Here is a 16,181-nt window from a genome sequence, read left to right as displayed (position 1 = left end):
GCGGGGAAACGCGGATTGCTTCGTTGCGCTTTACAATGACGGCGCGGGAGCTGCGCTGCAGGCCGCCTACAGCACCGGCAAGCGTGCTCACGTGGACATTGATAGCGCCTTCGGCTTCCGCGATCACGCGCAGCGTATTGGAATCGAAGGCGATGGCGCCGAGCCGCTATTGCTGGTTTCTGCCGAGACCCTCAGCATGTTGGTGGTCAAGCGTCAGGGCCAGGACACGCGCAATGACGTCGACGAGGGCCTCTGGCCTCGAGGGAGGCTCGTCCGGATCGAATGCCAGTCCAATGACGGCATTTTGAGCTGCTGCCGTTTTCACCGGCCAAAAGTCAAAGCGCGAAGCGAGATTCGGGTAGACGCCGCTGCGCATCACCGTTCCGGTCGCAACAGCAGATCGTGCCACTTCCAGGTCGGCTTCTTGCGGCTCCACGTCACCGACCTGATCGAGCAGAACCACCCTGCCTTCCGTAACAAGCATCACGGCGACAGGAACCTGGAAGAGTGCAGCAAGTGCCTTGGAAGTGATCGAGACGACCGCCTTCGTGCCGCCGGCTGCGGCAATGTCGCGGCAGTAGCCTTGCAGCACACTTACCTGCCTTTTCAACCGTTCAGCCTCGGCGGCCCTCTGGTGAGAAGTGAAGGCAACGCCGCTGACGATGAGCCCGACGACAAACAGCAGCCCAATCGCCCAGATGTTTGCCGCGTCATCAACGGCGAGTGAATAGCGCGGCTCAGTAAGAAAGAAATTGAAGGCCAGCGCGCCAAGCACCGCCGAGCAGAGCGATGGACCCAAGCCAAGGGTGACACCCGCCACGATAACTGGCACGACAAACACGAGGGACAGGTTGGGAATCGTCAACTTGCTGTCGACACCGACAGCCACGACGGTTGCGAGGGCGGTCATTGCGATTGAAGCAAGGTAGCGCGCCACCTCAGACGCTGCCGGGCCTAAAAGGAGACCGGCATCGGGCCCCTGGGTGACGTCCTGCTGCAGTTTCGATTCAATGCTGGTCACCGGCTCAACTCCCGCTTTGAAATGGCGCAGCCGGGACATCTCCTGTCACGATTATGGCCTGCTGCCATCGGCGATGATTGTCAGTGCGTTGACCGCAACGCTGATCTTCAAGAGGACACCGAGCAGTGCGGCCACGCGCGTGGACTTGCTCGACATCCAGTCCGCAGAAGGACGCCGCGGCCTGAACAACAGCCTGCGCACGCACGACTCGTTCTCCATTCCGTCGATCGCGGTTCTAGACCGCGCGGAAGAGATCGGCCTTCCGGTATATAAAATCGAGAGCAGTGTTTGGCCGGCGTTATAGGAACGGCATAAAGGTCCAGTGCCGTCGCTCGCGCGGAACCCATCATGGGGGCCGCGGCGGCCCGCTGTCACCTCCTCACGCGATGGTGTGATGGTCGCTGCGTCACAACGCCGGCAGCGCGCTCACATAGACGTTGATCGCGCCTTCGGCTTCCGCGATCACGCGCAGCGTTTTGGAATCGAAGGCGATGTCGGCAAGCCGCAGCTTGCTGATCTCGGCCGAGACGCGCAGGCCGTCCTCGTTCTTCTGGAGGTCTGCGATGACGGCGGCAATCTTCTTTTGCGCATTGCTCGCGAACGGCTTGAGGTCGACGACAGCTTTTTCCGCCAGCGTCTTCTGCATGTGCGGGATCGCCGCGCGCGCCGCGGCGCCAAGCGGCCCGAAGGCGGCTTCGGACTCGACGGCGAGCTCGATATCGGCCAGCCGAAGTGTCTGTTCGGCCTGATCGAGCACCGGCTTCCCCCAGATGTGCACATTGGCTTCACCGGCGAGGCCAAAGAAGCTCTTTTTCTCCCTGGCGTTCACCAGCAGTGAAATCAGCAGACGGTTGCCGGATGCGGCCACGCTGGCGCGCTTGACGGTGACGTCGACCGCGCCCGAACTGTCTTCCGGAAACGTCTTTCCAGCGAACTGCGCCTCCACGATCTTGTTGATCTCGGTGAAGGGCATGTCCATGGGCACGCCGATGGCGACGCGTCCCGGCGTCGGCGGCACGATGGCGATGGTGGCGGGGAACGGGCAGGACGGCTTGGTCTCGGCAGGCGTGATGCGGGTCTCCGCCTCGATGCCGAGCGTCAGCGTCAGGTTCGCCGTATCGATGCGCGGCTGCGCGGCGATTGCCCGTGTGGGGCGCAATTCCAGCCACAGCGTCGGCATGGTCGATCCGGCTGTCGTGCCTTGTAGCGGGATCGAGCGGCAGGCCTTGGCCCATTGCACCCGCGCGTTCCGTTCGAAGGTCGGATCGTTCTGCAGGCGCGTCTGCACCAGCGCGATCTGCTCGGCGACGTTCTGGTCGATCAACGGCTTCACCTGCGCCGGCACGTTGACGCGCGCGCCGGCCACCGTGAGGCTGGTGTCGCCGAGATTGACCTGCGCCGCCAAATTCGGCTCGATGCGCCAGTTGGCGGCGATCTTCGGCCGCGAGGTGATGACGACGTTGCCCTTGATCTCGGCGCTGGCGTTGAGGTTCTTGATGTTCACGCTGCCGATCTGCTTGGCGACGTTGCCGCCGAGCAGGCCGCCGAGCGCCTCGCCGACCGCCCCGGTTGCCTTTGCCGACAGCGAGCCGGTGACGTTCAGTGTGCCGGTCAGCGGCGTCGCCAGCGACAGCACGTCCGGCGCTCCGGTCGCGCTGATCGGCCCTCGCGACGCGGTCCAGCCGATATCGGCGTTCTGCAGGATCTGCGAGATCGGATTGTCGGCCTTGCCCGCGAAAGAGCGCGGCGCGCCGCGGTCGGCGGCGTCACGGATTGCCGATAGCGTCACTGCAATCGGCGCCATCACGGTGGACGCGCGCGGCGCCGGCGGCAGCGGCGGCAATTCGGCGAGCGGCGGCGGGCGGTTCGTGGCGCGCGGCGCGACGACGTCCATGAGCTTCAGGCTTGCGGCAAACGAGACGACGACGACCACAAGCGCAATCGCAATCGTCTTCAGACGCATCGGCAGACGCATCGTGCCCCCGGATCCCGTTGAATCGCCCCAGGGGCATTTTACAGGGGCGGTGAGGGGGACGCCACCCGCGCAGAGGGGCGACACCTTCGGTCAATAAAAAACGACCCCCCTGGGCGAGGGCCGTCTTTCGCTATTTGAGAAACTTAAACCGCCTAGCGTATGGTGCGGCCGAGATCGGCGCGGCGATCGGTCATCGGCAGCACGATCACCTTGGTGCCGACGTTCACCCGCGAATAGAGGTCCTTGACGTCCTCATTGGTGAGGCGCAGGCAGCCCGAAGAAACGCGGGTTCCGATCGTCTCCGGCGCGTTGGTGCCGTGGATGCGATAGATGGTGCCGCCGAGATACATCGCACGGGCGCCGAGCGGGTTGCCGGGGCCGCCGGCCATGTGACGCGGCAGATAGGGCTGGCGGGCGATCATTTCCGGGGGCGGGGTCCAGGCCGGCCATTCCGCCTTGCGGGTGATCGTCTGGGTGCCCGACCAGGTGAAGCCGTCGCGGCCGATGCCGATGCCGTACCGCATCGCCTGGCCGTTGCCGAGTACGAGATAAAGATAGGTGTTCGGCGTATCGATGATGATCGTGCCTGGCGCCTCGCGGGTATAGTAGTTCACGACCTGGCGGCGCAGACGGGCCGGCAGCTCGACCGAACGGTCGTCTTCATCCCGGGGCGCAGCCGCGACCGGCGGCGGGGCCGCTTCGATCTGCGGCAGGAAGAACGGAAACAGCGGCAGCGGAGCAGCAGTGGCGGGTGCGGAAAATGCGGTGGCGCCGATCACGAGTGCGCCCAGAGTGGCGGCAGCAAAGCGGGTGTTCAGCCTGAATGAATTAAACATTGGTCGCCCCTGTTTTAAAATCCTGTCGCGCCGTTCTCGGCGCGTCGTTGGGGAAACCTGTACCGATGAACCGTTTCAGGACATTTGCACGAAATCGCCAAAATGGTTTCGTGGCGTTAGGGAATTGTTTCGTTAAGGTTTCGTTGCTGGCGGGGGCGCACCAGGCACGCGCCTGGTCCGAGCTTTCAAGGGGTCAAAAAGGAACTCATGGGACCCGGCGCCGTTGGCGTTGCAGTCCAGAGATAAGCGAGACCGCCATGACGAGACCAGCGATTTTGTTTGGTGCCGTTGCCTTGCTGCTCCTGTTCGTTCCCGCCAATCCGGCATCGGCGCAGCACGTCATTACCAATCCAGGCAAGTGCGCCCAGTTCTATCCGAACTCAAATTGCCAGAACTATGGGCGGGGTAATCCCTACACGAGCTATGGCTGGCAACGATCGGGATATCGTCACTACTGGGGCCATCGTCATCACCGCCGCCATTGGCGCTGACGCCAACCAGCGGGATGAGCCTATCCAAACTTTTCCCATTGGTGTGAATTCAGAAAATCAGACGACGTGAACGCCCGCCTTTCGGCGATGTATCGAATGTTCGCTGTCTGGAGTCATGCGCGTTATTGCAAAGCATTGACGGACACGCGTCAACTATCTGACTGAGGAGTGCGTTCGCTTTCGCCGTTAAAAGGATCAGGCGCGCCGCCTCGTGTCAGCTCAGACCTAACAAATGTTGGTGCTGGAAGCACCTGGATGAAGAAACGTGCACGATCGGGTGTCGGTGCCACAATTCTTGGCCGAAGACCGGAGGTCGAGTGCCATGGAATTGAAGGCTCCCAAGCCCGTGCACGTTGTCGATGACGACGCAACCTTCCGCAAAACCATAGAAGATGTATTGAAGCAATTCGGTTATGAAGTCTCGACCTATGCTTCGGCTCGGCATCTTCTGGATCGCTTGCCGAGCGACGAACTGCCGGGCTGCATTCTTCTCGATGTGAGACTGCCAGGAATAAGCGGGCCGGATCTGCAAGCGCGCCTGAGCGAACTAGGTTCGACGCTGCCCATCATATTCCTCAGTGATCACTCCGACATTCCGACTACGGTGCGGACCATAAAGGCCGGCGGGGTCGATTTTCTGATCAAGCCAGTATCATCGGATCGACTGCTTGAAGCCGTCGAACGAGCCATTTTGCATCACAATGCAGTGCTTAGTCTAAAGCGCGCGCGGGAGGACACTCTCTCCCGTCTCTCAACCTTGACGCCGCGCGAACGGCAGGTCTTCGAACTTGTCATTCGCGGTAAAAGCAACAAGGCGGTCGCCGACGCGTTGGGATTGACTGTGCGCACGATCAAGGCCCACCGCCGCAATGTGATGGAGAAGATGCAGGTCCGGTCCTTGACGGAACTTGTGTCCCTTGCCGAGCGGTTCGGCGTCGCTGGGCCGACCGACAATCTGTGACCCGTGCTGGCTTTTTGCCTCGCCAACGCCCGGGGAAGCGATGCTCCCGAGAAGGTCGACCCCAAGGCGGAACGCCCCTGTCGCCAGCGCCGTTGGTACCATCTAACGCGTGGAACCGGAGCGCCCCAGTGCCTGCATAACTAGCGCCACACTTCGCGGGGTAAAGTGGGGGGTCCGTAATGGAGATCAAAAATGATCTTCATGTTGTTTGCCGTGGTAATTGCCGTCTTATTTTTTGTCGGCTCAATCACCTTGCTACGGTTGGGTCAGTACCTCGGTTTGCGCCATCGCAAGCGGAGCGGCAGCGAGGGTATCGGAGGATTAGCGACTGTTGAAGGCGCGATATTCGGATTGATGGGTTTACTGCTGGCATTCACCATCTCCGGTGCGCTGCAACGCTTTGATGACCGCCGGCAGTTGGTCATTCAGGAAGCGACGGCCGCCACCACGGCATATGACCGACTAAGCCTTTTCGGCGGAGACGACGGGCCCAAGCTTCAAACCAGCCTCAAAGAATACGTTCGCGCCCGGATTGATCTATATCGCATGGCGCATGATTTCTTGCTGTTTCAGCGAGCGGAAGATTTTTCAGACCAGCAGGAAAAGAAGCTAGTTGAACTCAAGAACCAGTTATGGGACGCCGCGGTGGCAGCTTGCCCGCAACCGAACTACCGTCCTGCATGCGCTTTGTCGCTCCCAGCGCTGAATAGCCTGTTCGAGGTTGCACGCCAGCGTGCAGGTGCTGCCGAAAAACATCCGCCGCAGATTATCTACTTTATGCTGTTTGGCCTCGGTCTAGGCTGCTCGCTACTTGCCGGGTTCGGCATGGCCGCGAACGCAGGGAAAAGCTGGATACACATGGCTCTCTTTGCGGGAACGCTGACCATCGCGCTCTACATCGTGACCGATATGGAATATCCGCGACTCGGCCTCATTCGGATCGAGAGTTTCGATCATTTCCTCGCAGATGCCTACGATCAAATGCGATAAAGGCGGCTCCGCTTCTTTTGACCGCCCCATCAGATGGTGTAGGGCTTGCGACGCTCCGCTCGATGCGGGCAGTTCTGGTCGAACGAGGGAAAGCCTGCCGAACGAATCAAGCCTGGCCGGCATGCATCCGCGGCATGCCGGCTTCGCCGGCGCTGAGTACGGTGCGGCGGTCGGCGACCGCATGATGAAATTGTTCGAGCGCAAGCCCGATCACCGACAGGTCGCCGTCCTCGACTGCGCCGTCGTCGTAGCAGTCGAGCGCGTGACGCAATATGCCGTCGGCCGTGTTCTGCATCTCCGCTAGCTCGTCCGGCGTTTCCGCCTTGCGTACCTTGGAAATCAGATCGAGCAGTTCATCGCGATGACCGACATACACCTCGCGTTCGTCCCTGTTCCAGTAGTGCTTGAACCAGGCGCCCACCGAGCCCAGGCCCGAGACGATCAGGACCGCGAACCAGATGTAGTCGGTGTATTTTTCGAGGAACGTTCGCTCGTTGCCGTCGATATAGGCGGCCGCGCCGGCATGCGCCGGTAACGCAGCGTCCTTGTCGGTATCGGGCTTCTCGATCTGCGAGGCGGTCGGCAGTTCACGCGCCAGTTGCTGGCGGTTGGTGAAGAGCTGGCGGGCGAAGGCGGCGACCGCCGTGTCCGACAACGACTTCGGCGCGATGATCAGGTGGTTGACGGCAACGGTATCGACCTTGTCTTCCGGCCGCTGCGGCGATGAACCGAAGATGCTGGCGGGAATTTCCTCGGATTCGTAGATCGGGTTCTTCTTCGCGATCGCGTCGGCGACGTCGATCGGCAGGAACTTCGGCTCGCCGCGGGCGGTCGCCGTTGCCGCGATCGCATCCACCGTGATCTTGCTCTTGAGCGGGCCGACCGCCATGAATGCGTCGACCGACTGATCTTTCGCCATCTCGCCGATCTTGTCGGTGGCGAACTGGCTGATTGTGACCTTGTCGGGATTGATGCCGGACTCTTTCAGAATACTGCGCAGCAGTGTGACATTGGCCTGCGTCCTCCCGATCACGCCGACGCGGTGGCCGGCGAGTTCTTCGAGACTCTTGATCTTGGGTGTGGCCTGCTTCTTCGAGCCCTTAGCGGGATGGCCGGAAGGCGCCCACAGCACGACGACATTCTTGCGAAGGATGGCGACCGACTCGGCATTCTCCGGCAGGTTCAGGTCGCCGCGCGCCACCGCCAGATCGGCCTTGCCGTCCCTGAACAACGCGATGCTTTCGGCCGCTCCTTCCGTCGTGACCAACGACAGCCGCACCGAGCTTCCCTCGCGTGCGAACGTCTGCGCCATCAACTGGACCAGTTTCTGGTCATCGCTGCCGGCGGGACCGACCGCGATCCGCAGCGTGGTCGGCCGCAGCACGTAGTACAGCGTGCCGGCAGCGACGCCGAATGCGAGCATGCCCGCGGCAAGGATCAGCAGCGCGTAGCTCTTCTGCTTTCGCCGGCGGCGGGATCGTGCGGAATTGTCGTTCGGGTCTGACATCATTCTGTCACGTTACCTGAAATCCGTGGAGATGGGTTTAAAAAACAACCTTACAGAACGATGACGTCATACGCCTGAAATATCCATGTCCCAACGTCGGATTTGAGAATCGTTAATCTCGGATTCGAGCCATGAAGATCTTGATTGCGACGGATGCGTGGCATCCACAGGTGAACGGCGTCGTTCGCACGCTGACGTCGCTGGCGCGCAGCGCCGCAACGCTCGATGCCGACATCAGCTTCCTGACCCCGGACGGGTTTCCCTCGATGGCGCTGCCGACCTATCCGGGGTTGCGCATCGCGCTGCCGAACCGGCGCGAGATCGCGCGGCGGATCGAGGAGGCCGCGCCCGACGCCATCCATATCGCAACCGAAGGGCCGATCGGCTGGATGGTGCGGGCCTATTGCCGCCGCCGCAAGCTTGCGTTCACCACGTCCTATACGACGCGTTTTCCAGAATACATCGCCGTCCGCATCGGTCTCCCGGTCGCTGTCGGATATGCAGTGTTGCAGCGGTTTCATGCTGCGGCCTCCACGACAATGGTCGCAACCGATTCGCTGCGACAGGAGCTTGCCGCGCGGGGGTTCCGCAAGCTCGGCTTCTGGACGCGCGGCGTCGACACCGAACTGTTCAACCCGCACGCGCCTGCGACGCTCGACCTGCCGCGGCCGATCTTCATGACCATGGGCCGCGTCGCGGTGGAGAAGAATCTCGAGGCGTTCCTGTCGCTCGACCTGCCGGGATCGAAAGTGGTCGTCGGTGACGGACCGCAGAGGGCGCAACTCGCAAAGCAATTCCCCGACGCGATCTTCCTTGGCGAGAAGAAGGGCGCGGACCTGACCGCGCATCTCGCCGCCGCCGACGTCTTCGTGTTTCCGAGCCTCACCGATACGTTCGGAGTCGTGCAGCTCGAGGCCTTGGCGTGCGGCACGCCGGTTGCTGCATTCCCCGTTACCGGTCCGAAGGACGTCATTGCCGATCATCCGATCGGCGCAATCGACACCGACCTGCGCAGCGCGTGCCTGCGCGCACTGACGATGTCGCGCGAGGCCTGCCGGAGTTTTGCGCTTTCGCGCTCCTGGGAAAACAGCGCGCGGCAGTTCATCGGCAATCTGACCGCGTTGCAGCCGAGCCGCGCGCTGCGGCCGGTGCGCCGGGCGCCCGCGACCAGCGCCGTGCAGGGGTAGGGCTGCGAACGTTCGAACCATCAAACCAGTCATATGCGTAAGACGAGAAGGCAGGACAATCATGGCAGACATCATCAAGCTTGACGGCACGAGGCCGCTCGATTTCGACCGCGAAACGGTCGAGCAGGCCTATGACCGCTGGGCGCCGGTTTATGACCTGGTGTTCGGAGGCGTGTTCTCCAAGGGCCGCAAGGCGGCGATTGCGGCGACCAACAAGATCGGCGGCCGCGTGCTCGAGGTTGGCGTCGGCACCGGCATTTCGCTGCCGCTATACGCGCCGCACCTGCGCATCTTCGGCACCGACATTTCCGAGTTAATGTTGGAGAAGGCGAAAAAGCGCGTCGACGAACTCGGCCTGAAGAACGTCGAGGGCCTCGCGGTGATGGACGCCGAAAACCTCGAATTTCCGGACGATTCCTTTGACGTGGTGATGGCGCAATATGTCGTCACGGCGGTGCCGAACCCGGAAAAGGCGCTCGACGAATTCGCCCGCGTGCTGCGGCCGGGCGGCGAGCTCATCATCCTCACCCGCGTCAGCGCGGATGCCGGCATGCGTCGCTTCATCGAGCAGCGGCTGCAGCCGGTGGTGCGCCCGCTCGGCTTCCGCACCGCCGAGTTCGCGTGGTCGCGCTATGCGCAGTGGCTGGCCGGCGCGCGTGGCATGGAGCTGGCGGAGCGCCGCCTGGTGCCGCCGCTCGGGCATTTCTCGCTGGTGCGTTTCCGCAAAATCGACGTCGCCGCGGCGGCCTGACGCTAGCATTGCTGCTTGCGTCATCGCGTCGCTGCGAACAGTCACATGTCAACTTCATGATGTCATATGCCGGACATCGAATCCCGATAAACGTCACACGCGAAAGAACGAGGGGGTAGAGAATGATCAAGAACTTCCTGCAAGAACTGCGAACCCAGCGCTGGGATGACCATCGCTACTATCACCACAGCCGCATCAACCAGTCGCTGCACTTCGTCAGCGCCGCGAGCTTCCTGTTCGCTTATGTCATGCTGTTCTTCGATCCCGTGGTGTCGGCGCTGGTCGGCTGGCTGGTCTCGATGACGACGCGCCAGGCCGGTCACTTCTTCTTCGAGCCCAAGGGCTATGACCACGTCAACCAGGCGACCCATGAGCACAAGGAAGAGATCAAGGTCGGCTACAATCTGCAGCGCAAGGTCGTGCTGATGACGATCTGGGCGCTGTCGCCGCTGGTGCTGTATTTCAGCCCGACGCTGTTCGGCCTGGTCGAACCCTGGACCTCGAACGCCGACTTCATGCGGCAGGTGGCCAAGGTGTGGCTGGCGGTCGGAATCGGCGGGCTGTTGTTCCGCACCGTGCACCTGTTCTTCATCCGCGACGTCGAGACCGGCCTGGTCTGGATGACCAAGATCCTCACCGATCCCTTCAGCGATCTCAAGCTGTACTACAAGGCGCCGCTGGCTCTGATGAAGGGCGAGCTGATCGACCCGGGTCTGGAGAAGCACGTCAAGCCGGCGTGAGTGGCCGAACATGGTCACCGTCATGCCCGGGCTTGTCCCGGGCATTCACGTTCTTGGGCGCCAGCAATCTGCGATGTTAGTAGCAAGAAAGACGTGGATGGCCGTGACAAGCCCGGCCATGTCGAAAGGCAATTATCTGCGTGTTCCGAACTCTCTCAGTTCGTCATTGCGAGCGAAGCGAAGCAATCCACCTCTCCGCGCGGGGATAGGTGGATTGCTTCGTCGCTTCGCTCCTCGCAATGACGAAGGGACAGCCTGACGATGACTGCAAACGGAAGCGCGCCCTTAGCGCCCAAATCGTTTGGCAAGCATCTCTTTCAGAATCCGCCGCTTGATATCCTTGTTGGTCAGCGAAGCCTCATGCCACCACCAGCCGTCGCGCTTCATCTTGTCGGTCGCCGTAACGAAACGGTCGGCGACTTCGTTGAAGTCAGCGTCGGTATAGTTCAGGCTGAAGATCAACCGGCCGGTGCCGACCCAGCTCAAGGCCAGCCCCTCGGCGCGCAGGTAGTATTGAAGCATCCAGTTGTAGCGGGACGGCTCGGTATATTGCACCGTCCAGATCGAGGAGAGATTGCTGACGCGGACGGGCAGATCGCTTGCGGCCAGCCGTTCGTTCAAGGTTTTGGCACGGCCGTCCCAGGTCTCGTCGAGTCCCTGATAGACCGCGTTGAAGTTCGGGCTGGCGAGGCGGCTCAAGAATTCGTCCATCGCCGTCATTACGTAGGGGTGCGAATTGAAGGTGCCGCGGGCGAAGCAGACGTCGGCGGGGCGATCGTCGCGGAAGCGCCGCATCAACTCCTTGCGGCCGCACACCACGCCGACGGGGAGGCCGCCGGCAAGGCTCTTGCCGTAGGTCACCATGTCGGCGCGAACGCCGAAATATTCCTGGGCGCCGCCGGCGGCGAGACGGAAGCCGACGAAGACCTCGTCGAAGATGAGAACGATGCCGCGCTCGGTGCAAACCTCGCGCAATTTTTTCAGCCACTCGGTGTAGGCCGCGCGATCGAACGCGCCCTTGCGCGAGGAGTCGACCAGGGCGGAATCACCCGGAGCATTGGCGTTCGGATGCAGCGCCTGCAGCGGATTGACCAGCACGCAGGCGATGTCCTTGCGTGTCCGCAGCACATGCAGCGTCCGCTCCGACATGTCGGCCAGCGTATAGGTCTCGTGCGGCGAAACCGGATTGCCGACGCCGGGCTGCACGTCGCCCCACCAGCCGTGATAGGCGCCGGCAAAGCGAACCAGATGCGAGCGGCGGGTGTGGTAACGCGCCAGCCGCACCGCCTGCATGACCGCTTCGGTGCCGGACATGTGGAACGAGACTTCGTCGAGTCCCGAAATCCCGCACAGCCGGCGGACGTTGTCGGTGATGACGGGATGATAGGGACCGAGCACGGGGCCGAGCGCATGGGCGCGCTTTTCGCCTTCCGTGATGCACTCCTTGTAGAAGTCGTTGCCGAAAATATTGACGCCGTAGGAGCCGGTCAGGTCGTAGAACACATTGCCGTCGACGTCGGTGACGGTGACGCCGGCCGAGGATTCCATGAACGCGCCGGTGCCGAGATTTTCGCGCACCAGCCGGCTGTACTGGAACGGCACCCGGTAGGTTTCCGTGAACTGCAGGTCGGAGATGTGTTCGGCCGCCTCGGCCGTCATCTTCCGACCCTTGGCGTAGCGCTCCTCAAAGAGGCAGGCGAGCCGGAAGAAAGCGACCTGGCGCTGCATGGCGACGTCGACGGGCGCGCCGTCGGACGCGAAGAAATCGTCGATGTCGAACTCGTAATGCGGCACCAGCCGCGCGACCATTTTCGACATTTTGGAATGTCCGGTCAGCGAACGGTGCTTGGCGCGCGACAGCGCCAGCCGGGCCTGCAATTTGGGAAAGACTGCCGCGGCGCTAGCGATCGCAGCGGCGGACAGCGAAAGAATCGGAAGGGATGAATCCATGCCTGAAGCGCTAGCCAATCCACCTGACAGATTGATGACAATCCGGGGCCTGATCGCCCGCTTCACCCAGCAGGAGGACCTCAATTTCCTGCTGACCAACCGCGTCCCGCGGGCGGCGCTGACACGCTTCATGGGTTGGTTCAGCAAGATCGAGAACCCGTTGGTGCGCGATTTCTCGATCGGGTGCTGGCGGCTGTTTTCCGATCTCGATCTGTCGGAAGCCAAAAAGACCGAATTCAAAAGCCTGCATGACTGCTTTACGCGGGAGCTGCGCCCGGGGCTGCGGCCGGCGGATCCTGACCCGGCCATCGTGGCCAGTCCTTCCGACGGCATCATCGGCGCGTTCGGCAAAATCGCCGATACCGAGCTGTTCCAGATCAAGGGCGCGCCTTATTCGCTGCTGGATCTGCTCGGCGATCCCGCGCTGGTGGAGCAACACCGCAACGGCCGCTTTCTGACGCTCAGGTTGACGTCGAGCATGTATCACCGCTTCCACGCGCCCTATGACGCCACCATCAAGAGGGTGACGTTCATCCATGGCGATGTCTGGAACGTCAATCCGATCGCGCTGAAGCGAGTGGAGCGTTTGTTCTGCAAGAACGAGCGCGCGGTGCTGCGCTCGCGGCTTTCGACCGGCGAGGCGCTGACGCTGGTGCCGGTCGCCGCCATTCTTGTCGCCAGCATCCGCCTGCATTTCCTCGATGTCACGCTCAACGCGCAGAGCAGGGGACCGGTGGACTTCGCCTGCTTTGCGCGGGTCAAGAAAGGCGACGAGCTCGGCTGGTTCGAGCACGGCTCGACCATCATCGTGCTGGCGCCGGAGAGTTTCGAATTCGCCGACGGTGTCGCGGAGGGAACACGCATTCGCGCCGGCGAGCCGTTGTTGAAGAAACCGCAGGTTTGATCTCGATTCTCAGCGCTCATGTCTTTATAAGCTCGCGGTCGCACTGGATTCGCTAGGTGCGATAATACGGGAAGAGAGAGATGGCGCGAACGCCTGTGCTGGCGGCGGGAGGTATTGTGCTGCGGCAGGCGAAGACTCCGCTGGTCGCCGTGGTGCGCCTGCGCAAGCGCAATGAGTGGGTCCTGCCCAAGGGCAAGCTTGACGACGGCGAGACGCCGCGCGCCGCGGCCGAACGCGAGGTGATTGAAGAAACCGGGCACGACGTTTCCGTGCACGAATTCTTGGGCACGCTGGTCTACGAATCCCGCGGCGGCTCCAAGGTCGTGCATTACTGGCGCATGGAAGCGCGCGGTGACGCGGTTCACGAGCTGATGCGGGATGTGAGGGCCGTGGACTGGCTGCCGCTAGCCGACGCCGTCGACCGGCTCTCGCGTGGTTACGAGCGCGCGTTTCTGGAAAATGTAGGCCCGATTGCGCTCTCCGCGGCTGCGCATGCTCGCAAAGCGCGGGCCAAACAACCGGTGCCGGAAAAGCGCCGGACGAGACGGACTGGCGTGACAGCGCCTCCCGCGGTCACTCCCACGCTTGCGTCGCCGCTGCCCGATCAACCCTCGCCGCAGCTTGTGCAGCCGGACGAGGTGACGGAGGTGATGGACGCGACCGCCACTGCATCCGTTGAAGAAGCGCAGCCCGCTGTCACATCGTCATTTGCTCCGGAGATAGAGCCGGTGGCCGTCGATGCGGCCGAGATGCGAACGCGACAGCAGCCGCCCAGAAACTTCTTTGAGAGAGTCCGGGACTGGCTGCGGCGCGCGGCCTGACTCAATCTTTCCCTAGCGCAGGTCCCTCGGCGGCGGTTTGCCCCGTTGCGGCGCGGGCCGTCGCGGCGCGGCGGGCAGTCCCGGCCGCTGCAGGGCGGGCGCGCCTTGAACACCGGGCTGACGCTGCAATCCGGGAACGCCGAAACGGTTCGGCAGCGGCCGTCCCTGCGGCTCGCCGGGCTGCGCGGGCGCATAGGGGTGTTGCGGTTGTCCGACGCGTGGCGGCAAACCGGCCGGTGGAGCACCCGGCGATGTGGGTTGTCCGACGCGGGGCGGCAGGCCCGGTTGATTGGGCGAAGCCGGCTGTTGCTGGCCTGCGCGTGGCGGCAGGCCCGGCCGTGTCGGCGAAGGTGGCTGCTGCTGTCCCTGGCGGTTCGGCGCGCCCGGCTGCTGCTGACCGGGCCGGTTCAATTGACCCGGCGCTTGCGGCTGTCCGGGACGATTGAGCTGGCCAGGCGGCTGCTGTCCCTGGTTCGGCACGGCCGGCAGTGGCGGTTGACCGGGTTGTCCGGGCAGGCCGTTCTGCCTGATCTGACCGGGTTGTTGCTGTCCGGGACGGTTCAACTGACCGGGCTGCTGCTGTCCGGGCCTGACTTGTCCGGGCAGACCATTCGGCCGCTGCTGGCCAGGCTGAAGCTGCCGGATCGGGCGGTTCGGATTGAGGAAACCGGGATTGGCGCGGCGGAATTCGCGCTGCTGGAACACGACTTGCCGGCCGAGATTCTGCGTCGAGTGAAGCTGCCGCACAAAGCCCTGGTCGCGCAGCATCGCGGCTTGCGGAATAACCAGCGGCACCGCCGCAAAACGCACGCCGCCCGCGCCGGGGCGGATGGTGAAGCCGCTCGCGCCCTGCGTCAGAAAGCCGAGCCGCGCGCCGGCGCGGTCATTGACCTCAATGCGGCCGACCCGCCCGTCAGCGTCGGGATAGAGCTTGACCGCGACATTGTTGGGCTTGTTGGCGGCAGCACCCTCCGGCACCTCGACCAGACCGGTGGTGCCGCGAATGCCAAGCGTCGCCGTTGGCGTCGTGATCTTCATGTCGCCGGTTTTCGCAACCGACGCGGCGACGAATGCCGCGGTACCCTTGGCGACGTCGAAGATCGCCGCGTTGCTCTTGCCGCCGTCTTCATAGACGTAATTGTCGATGGTGATCTTGGTGTTGGCCCTGAGATTGAAAGTGGTGTTGTCGATGAAGGTGATGCCGAGCGCCGCATTGGCGCCGGTTTGCACGATATCGTTGAGGTAGATGTCGTCCTTGACCTTGAGCGGCGTGGTGGTGTCGTTGCGGATCACGCTGGCGCTGCCGGTCACGGTGGCGACGTTGCCGATCGGCTCCTCCGGCACCTGCGCATCGGTGGCGGGCGTGGACGCATCGGGCGCCGGTGTCGCCGGTGTGGCGGACTGCGAAGGATCGGTCTGCGCCTGCGCCAGTTGCGTCGGTTCGGAAGCAGCCGCGAAAGCGTCCGTCGCGCCGATCATCGTGCTGCCGGCCAGCAGCACAAGCGCGAAGGAAAGATGGCGCGGCATCAGGATATTTCCGTGGGCGGGAGAAGGCGGGCGGCGGGAGCGCGATTTCAGCGCGGCCCGGCTGAATGCGGGATGAACATGGCCGCTTGTTGTCGGCCGCCACAAACGATCAGCGCCACGCCCGGGATGTCCGGGCATGGCGCTGTGACGTTACGTGTGAGCGTTACGTGTGAGAAGGCCTCAGCCGCGCTTGACCGGGGTCAGGCTCAGCGGCTTGGAAGGCTTTGCCGTGGGCGCGTAGTTCACGGGTGTCGCGGTGGCCGGCGGCACGTAACGGAAGACGGCCTTGCAGCCATCGCTGAGCTGCGCGCGCTTCTGGACCATGCAGGCGGTGACGCGCTCGACATCGGGAATTTCGGAAGAGCAGAGCCGCATGGCATCGCCGCTGCACATCTGCTCCTGCTCCTGCGTGTAGGCGTTGGCGGCCGTGGTCAGCAGGCCAAGCGCAAACGTGGTCGCGATCAGCCTCTTGCAATTGCGCAAAAAGAGGGCCCCGTGAAATCTCACGGGGCCCAAGTCT

16 protein-coding genes are annotated in these 16,181 nt (G+C 63.0%); 9 read left to right on the top strand and 7 right to left on the bottom strand.

Features of this window, described 5'->3' with window-relative positions:
• Nucleotides 1–166: 166 nt before the first annotated feature.
• A complete protein-coding gene (locus AC0QUY_RS08855) occupies nucleotides 167–1,021 on the bottom strand; it encodes a DUF4118 domain-containing protein (RefSeq protein WP_475386555.1) in 855 nt (284 codons plus the stop codon).
• Between AC0QUY_RS08855 and AC0QUY_RS08850 the strand changes: the two genes are divergently transcribed.
• Complete coding sequence (locus AC0QUY_RS08850; RefSeq protein WP_161849500.1) at nucleotides 1,011–1,325, top strand: hypothetical protein; 315 nt, start codon at nucleotides 1,011–1,013, stop codon at nucleotides 1,323–1,325. The genes AC0QUY_RS08855 and AC0QUY_RS08850 overlap by 11 nt on opposite strands.
• 102 nt (nucleotides 1,326–1,427) lie before the next feature.
• Here the strand turns inward: AC0QUY_RS08850 and AC0QUY_RS08845 are convergent, their stop codons facing one another.
• A complete protein-coding gene (locus AC0QUY_RS08845; RefSeq protein ID WP_475386554.1) occupies nucleotides 1,428–2,996 on the bottom strand; it encodes a DUF4403 family protein in 1,569 nt (522 codons plus the stop codon).
• Between the two features lie 152 nt (nucleotides 2,997–3,148).
• Nucleotides 3,149–3,832, bottom strand: a complete 684-nt coding sequence (locus tag AC0QUY_RS08840) for a L,D-transpeptidase (RefSeq protein WP_475386553.1) — start codon at nucleotides 3,830–3,832, stop codon at nucleotides 3,149–3,151.
• A 257-nt stretch (nucleotides 3,833–4,089) separates the two neighbouring features.
• Here AC0QUY_RS08840 and AC0QUY_RS08835 point away from each other — a divergent pair, with 257 nt between their 5' ends.
• From AC0QUY_RS08835 to AC0QUY_RS08825, 3 genes are all read left to right on the top strand, one after another.
• Entirely contained in the window at nucleotides 4,090–4,323 is a 234-nt protein-coding gene (locus AC0QUY_RS08835; protein ID WP_475386552.1) for a hypothetical protein, read from the top strand.
• A gap of 322 nt (nucleotides 4,324–4,645) precedes the next feature.
• Nucleotides 4,646–5,284: a response regulator transcription factor gene (locus tag AC0QUY_RS08830; RefSeq protein ID WP_475386551.1), complete on the top strand. Its 639-nt coding sequence runs from the start codon at nucleotides 4,646–4,648 to the stop codon at nucleotides 5,282–5,284.
• A 192-nt stretch (nucleotides 5,285–5,476) separates the two neighbouring features.
• Nucleotides 5,477–6,274: a bestrophin-like domain gene (locus AC0QUY_RS08825; RefSeq protein ID WP_475386550.1), complete on the top strand. Its 798-nt coding sequence runs from the start codon at nucleotides 5,477–5,479 to the stop codon at nucleotides 6,272–6,274.
• Nucleotides 6,275–6,380: 106 nt separating this feature from the next.
• Here the strand turns inward: AC0QUY_RS08825 and AC0QUY_RS08820 are convergent, their stop codons facing one another.
• Entirely contained in the window at nucleotides 6,381–7,781 is a 1,401-nt protein-coding gene (locus AC0QUY_RS08820) for a TAXI family TRAP transporter solute-binding subunit (RefSeq protein ID WP_475386549.1), read from the bottom strand.
• 131 nt (nucleotides 7,782–7,912) lie between these two features.
• On the opposite strand from AC0QUY_RS08820, the gene AC0QUY_RS08815 reads away from it, so the two are divergent.
• The 3 genes from AC0QUY_RS08815 (at nucleotide 7,913) to AC0QUY_RS08805 (ending at nucleotide 10,459) form a co-directional block, all read left to right on the top strand.
• Nucleotides 7,913–8,968, top strand: coding sequence for a glycosyltransferase family 4 protein (locus AC0QUY_RS08815; protein WP_475386548.1), 1,056 nt, complete (start codon nucleotides 7,913–7,915; stop codon nucleotides 8,966–8,968).
• Nucleotides 8,969–9,029: 61 nt separating this feature from the next.
• The gene (locus AC0QUY_RS08810; RefSeq protein WP_057859489.1) at nucleotides 9,030–9,719 is read left to right on the top strand and encodes a class I SAM-dependent methyltransferase; all 690 of its coding nucleotides are present in this window, start codon (nucleotides 9,030–9,032) and stop codon (nucleotides 9,717–9,719) included.
• Between the two features lie 122 nt (nucleotides 9,720–9,841).
• Nucleotides 9,842–10,459: a hypothetical protein gene (locus AC0QUY_RS08805; protein ID WP_161849492.1), complete on the top strand. Its 618-nt coding sequence runs from the start codon at nucleotides 9,842–9,844 to the stop codon at nucleotides 10,457–10,459.
• Between the two features lie 285 nt (nucleotides 10,460–10,744).
• Here AC0QUY_RS08805 and AC0QUY_RS08800 read toward each other — a convergent pair whose 3' ends face one another.
• The gene (locus AC0QUY_RS08800) at nucleotides 10,745–12,409 is read right to left on the bottom strand and encodes an aminotransferase class III-fold pyridoxal phosphate-dependent enzyme (RefSeq protein WP_475386547.1); all 1,665 of its coding nucleotides are present in this window, start codon (nucleotides 12,407–12,409) and stop codon (nucleotides 10,745–10,747) included.
• A gap of 34 nt (nucleotides 12,410–12,443) precedes the next feature.
• On the opposite strand from AC0QUY_RS08800, the gene asd reads away from it, so the two are divergent.
• Nucleotides 12,444–13,313: an archaetidylserine decarboxylase gene (gene asd / locus AC0QUY_RS08795; RefSeq protein WP_475386644.1), complete on the top strand. Its 870-nt coding sequence runs from the start codon at nucleotides 12,444–12,446 to the stop codon at nucleotides 13,311–13,313.
• A gap of 116 nt (nucleotides 13,314–13,429) precedes the next feature.
• On the top strand, nucleotides 13,430–14,134 hold the full coding sequence (locus AC0QUY_RS08790) for an NUDIX hydrolase (RefSeq protein ID WP_475386546.1): 705 nt from the start codon (nucleotides 13,430–13,432) through the stop codon (nucleotides 14,132–14,134).
• A 12-nt stretch (nucleotides 14,135–14,146) separates the two neighbouring features.
• Here AC0QUY_RS08790 and AC0QUY_RS08785 read toward each other — a convergent pair whose 3' ends face one another.
• Together AC0QUY_RS08785 and AC0QUY_RS08780 are read right to left on the bottom strand one after the other, a co-directional pair.
• Nucleotides 14,147–15,661 carry a FecR family protein gene (locus AC0QUY_RS08785; protein WP_475386545.1) on the bottom strand — a complete coding sequence of 505 codons (1,515 nt, stop codon included), beginning with the start codon at nucleotides 15,659–15,661 and terminating at the stop codon, nucleotides 14,147–14,149.
• Between the two features lie 180 nt (nucleotides 15,662–15,841).
• Nucleotides 15,842–16,144 carry a hypothetical protein gene (locus tag AC0QUY_RS08780; RefSeq protein WP_475386544.1) on the bottom strand — a complete coding sequence of 101 codons (303 nt, stop codon included), beginning with the start codon at nucleotides 16,142–16,144 and terminating at the stop codon, nucleotides 15,842–15,844.
• Nucleotides 16,145–16,181: the final 37 nt, after the last annotated feature.

Source organism: Bradyrhizobium sp. WYCCWR15520, from assembly GCF_056174665.1.
This window is presented reverse-complemented; position numbering and strand designations above follow the sequence as displayed.

Coding starts and splice junctions, on each gene's coding strand:
- AC0QUY_RS08850 (WP_161849500.1), top strand. CDS start 1,011: ATGCTGGTCACCGGCTCAACTCCCGCTTTGAAATGGCGCAGCCGGGAC.
- AC0QUY_RS08845 (WP_475386554.1), bottom strand. CDS start 2,996: ATGCGTCTGCCGATGCGTCTGAAGACGATTGCGATTGCGCTTGTGGTC.
- AC0QUY_RS08840 (WP_475386553.1), bottom strand. CDS start 3,832: ATGTTTAATTCATTCAGGCTGAACACCCGCTTTGCTGCCGCCACTCTG.
- AC0QUY_RS08835 (WP_475386552.1), top strand. CDS start 4,090: ATGACGAGACCAGCGATTTTGTTTGGTGCCGTTGCCTTGCTGCTCCTG.
- AC0QUY_RS08830 (WP_475386551.1), top strand. CDS start 4,646: ATGGAATTGAAGGCTCCCAAGCCCGTGCACGTTGTCGATGACGACGCA.
- AC0QUY_RS08825 (WP_475386550.1), top strand. CDS start 5,477: ATGATCTTCATGTTGTTTGCCGTGGTAATTGCCGTCTTATTTTTTGTC.
- AC0QUY_RS08820 (WP_475386549.1), bottom strand. CDS start 7,781: ATGTCAGACCCGAACGACAATTCCGCACGATCCCGCCGCCGGCGAAAG.
- AC0QUY_RS08815 (WP_475386548.1), top strand. CDS start 7,913: ATGAAGATCTTGATTGCGACGGATGCGTGGCATCCACAGGTGAACGGC.
- AC0QUY_RS08810 (WP_057859489.1), top strand. CDS start 9,030: ATGGCAGACATCATCAAGCTTGACGGCACGAGGCCGCTCGATTTCGAC.
- AC0QUY_RS08805 (WP_161849492.1), top strand. CDS start 9,842: ATGATCAAGAACTTCCTGCAAGAACTGCGAACCCAGCGCTGGGATGAC.
- AC0QUY_RS08800 (WP_475386547.1), bottom strand. CDS start 12,409: ATGGATTCATCCCTTCCGATTCTTTCGCTGTCCGCCGCTGCGATCGCT.
- asd (WP_475386644.1), top strand. CDS start 12,444: ATGACAATCCGGGGCCTGATCGCCCGCTTCACCCAGCAGGAGGACCTC.
- AC0QUY_RS08785 (WP_475386545.1), bottom strand. CDS start 15,661: ATGCCGCGCCATCTTTCCTTCGCGCTTGTGCTGCTGGCCGGCAGCACG.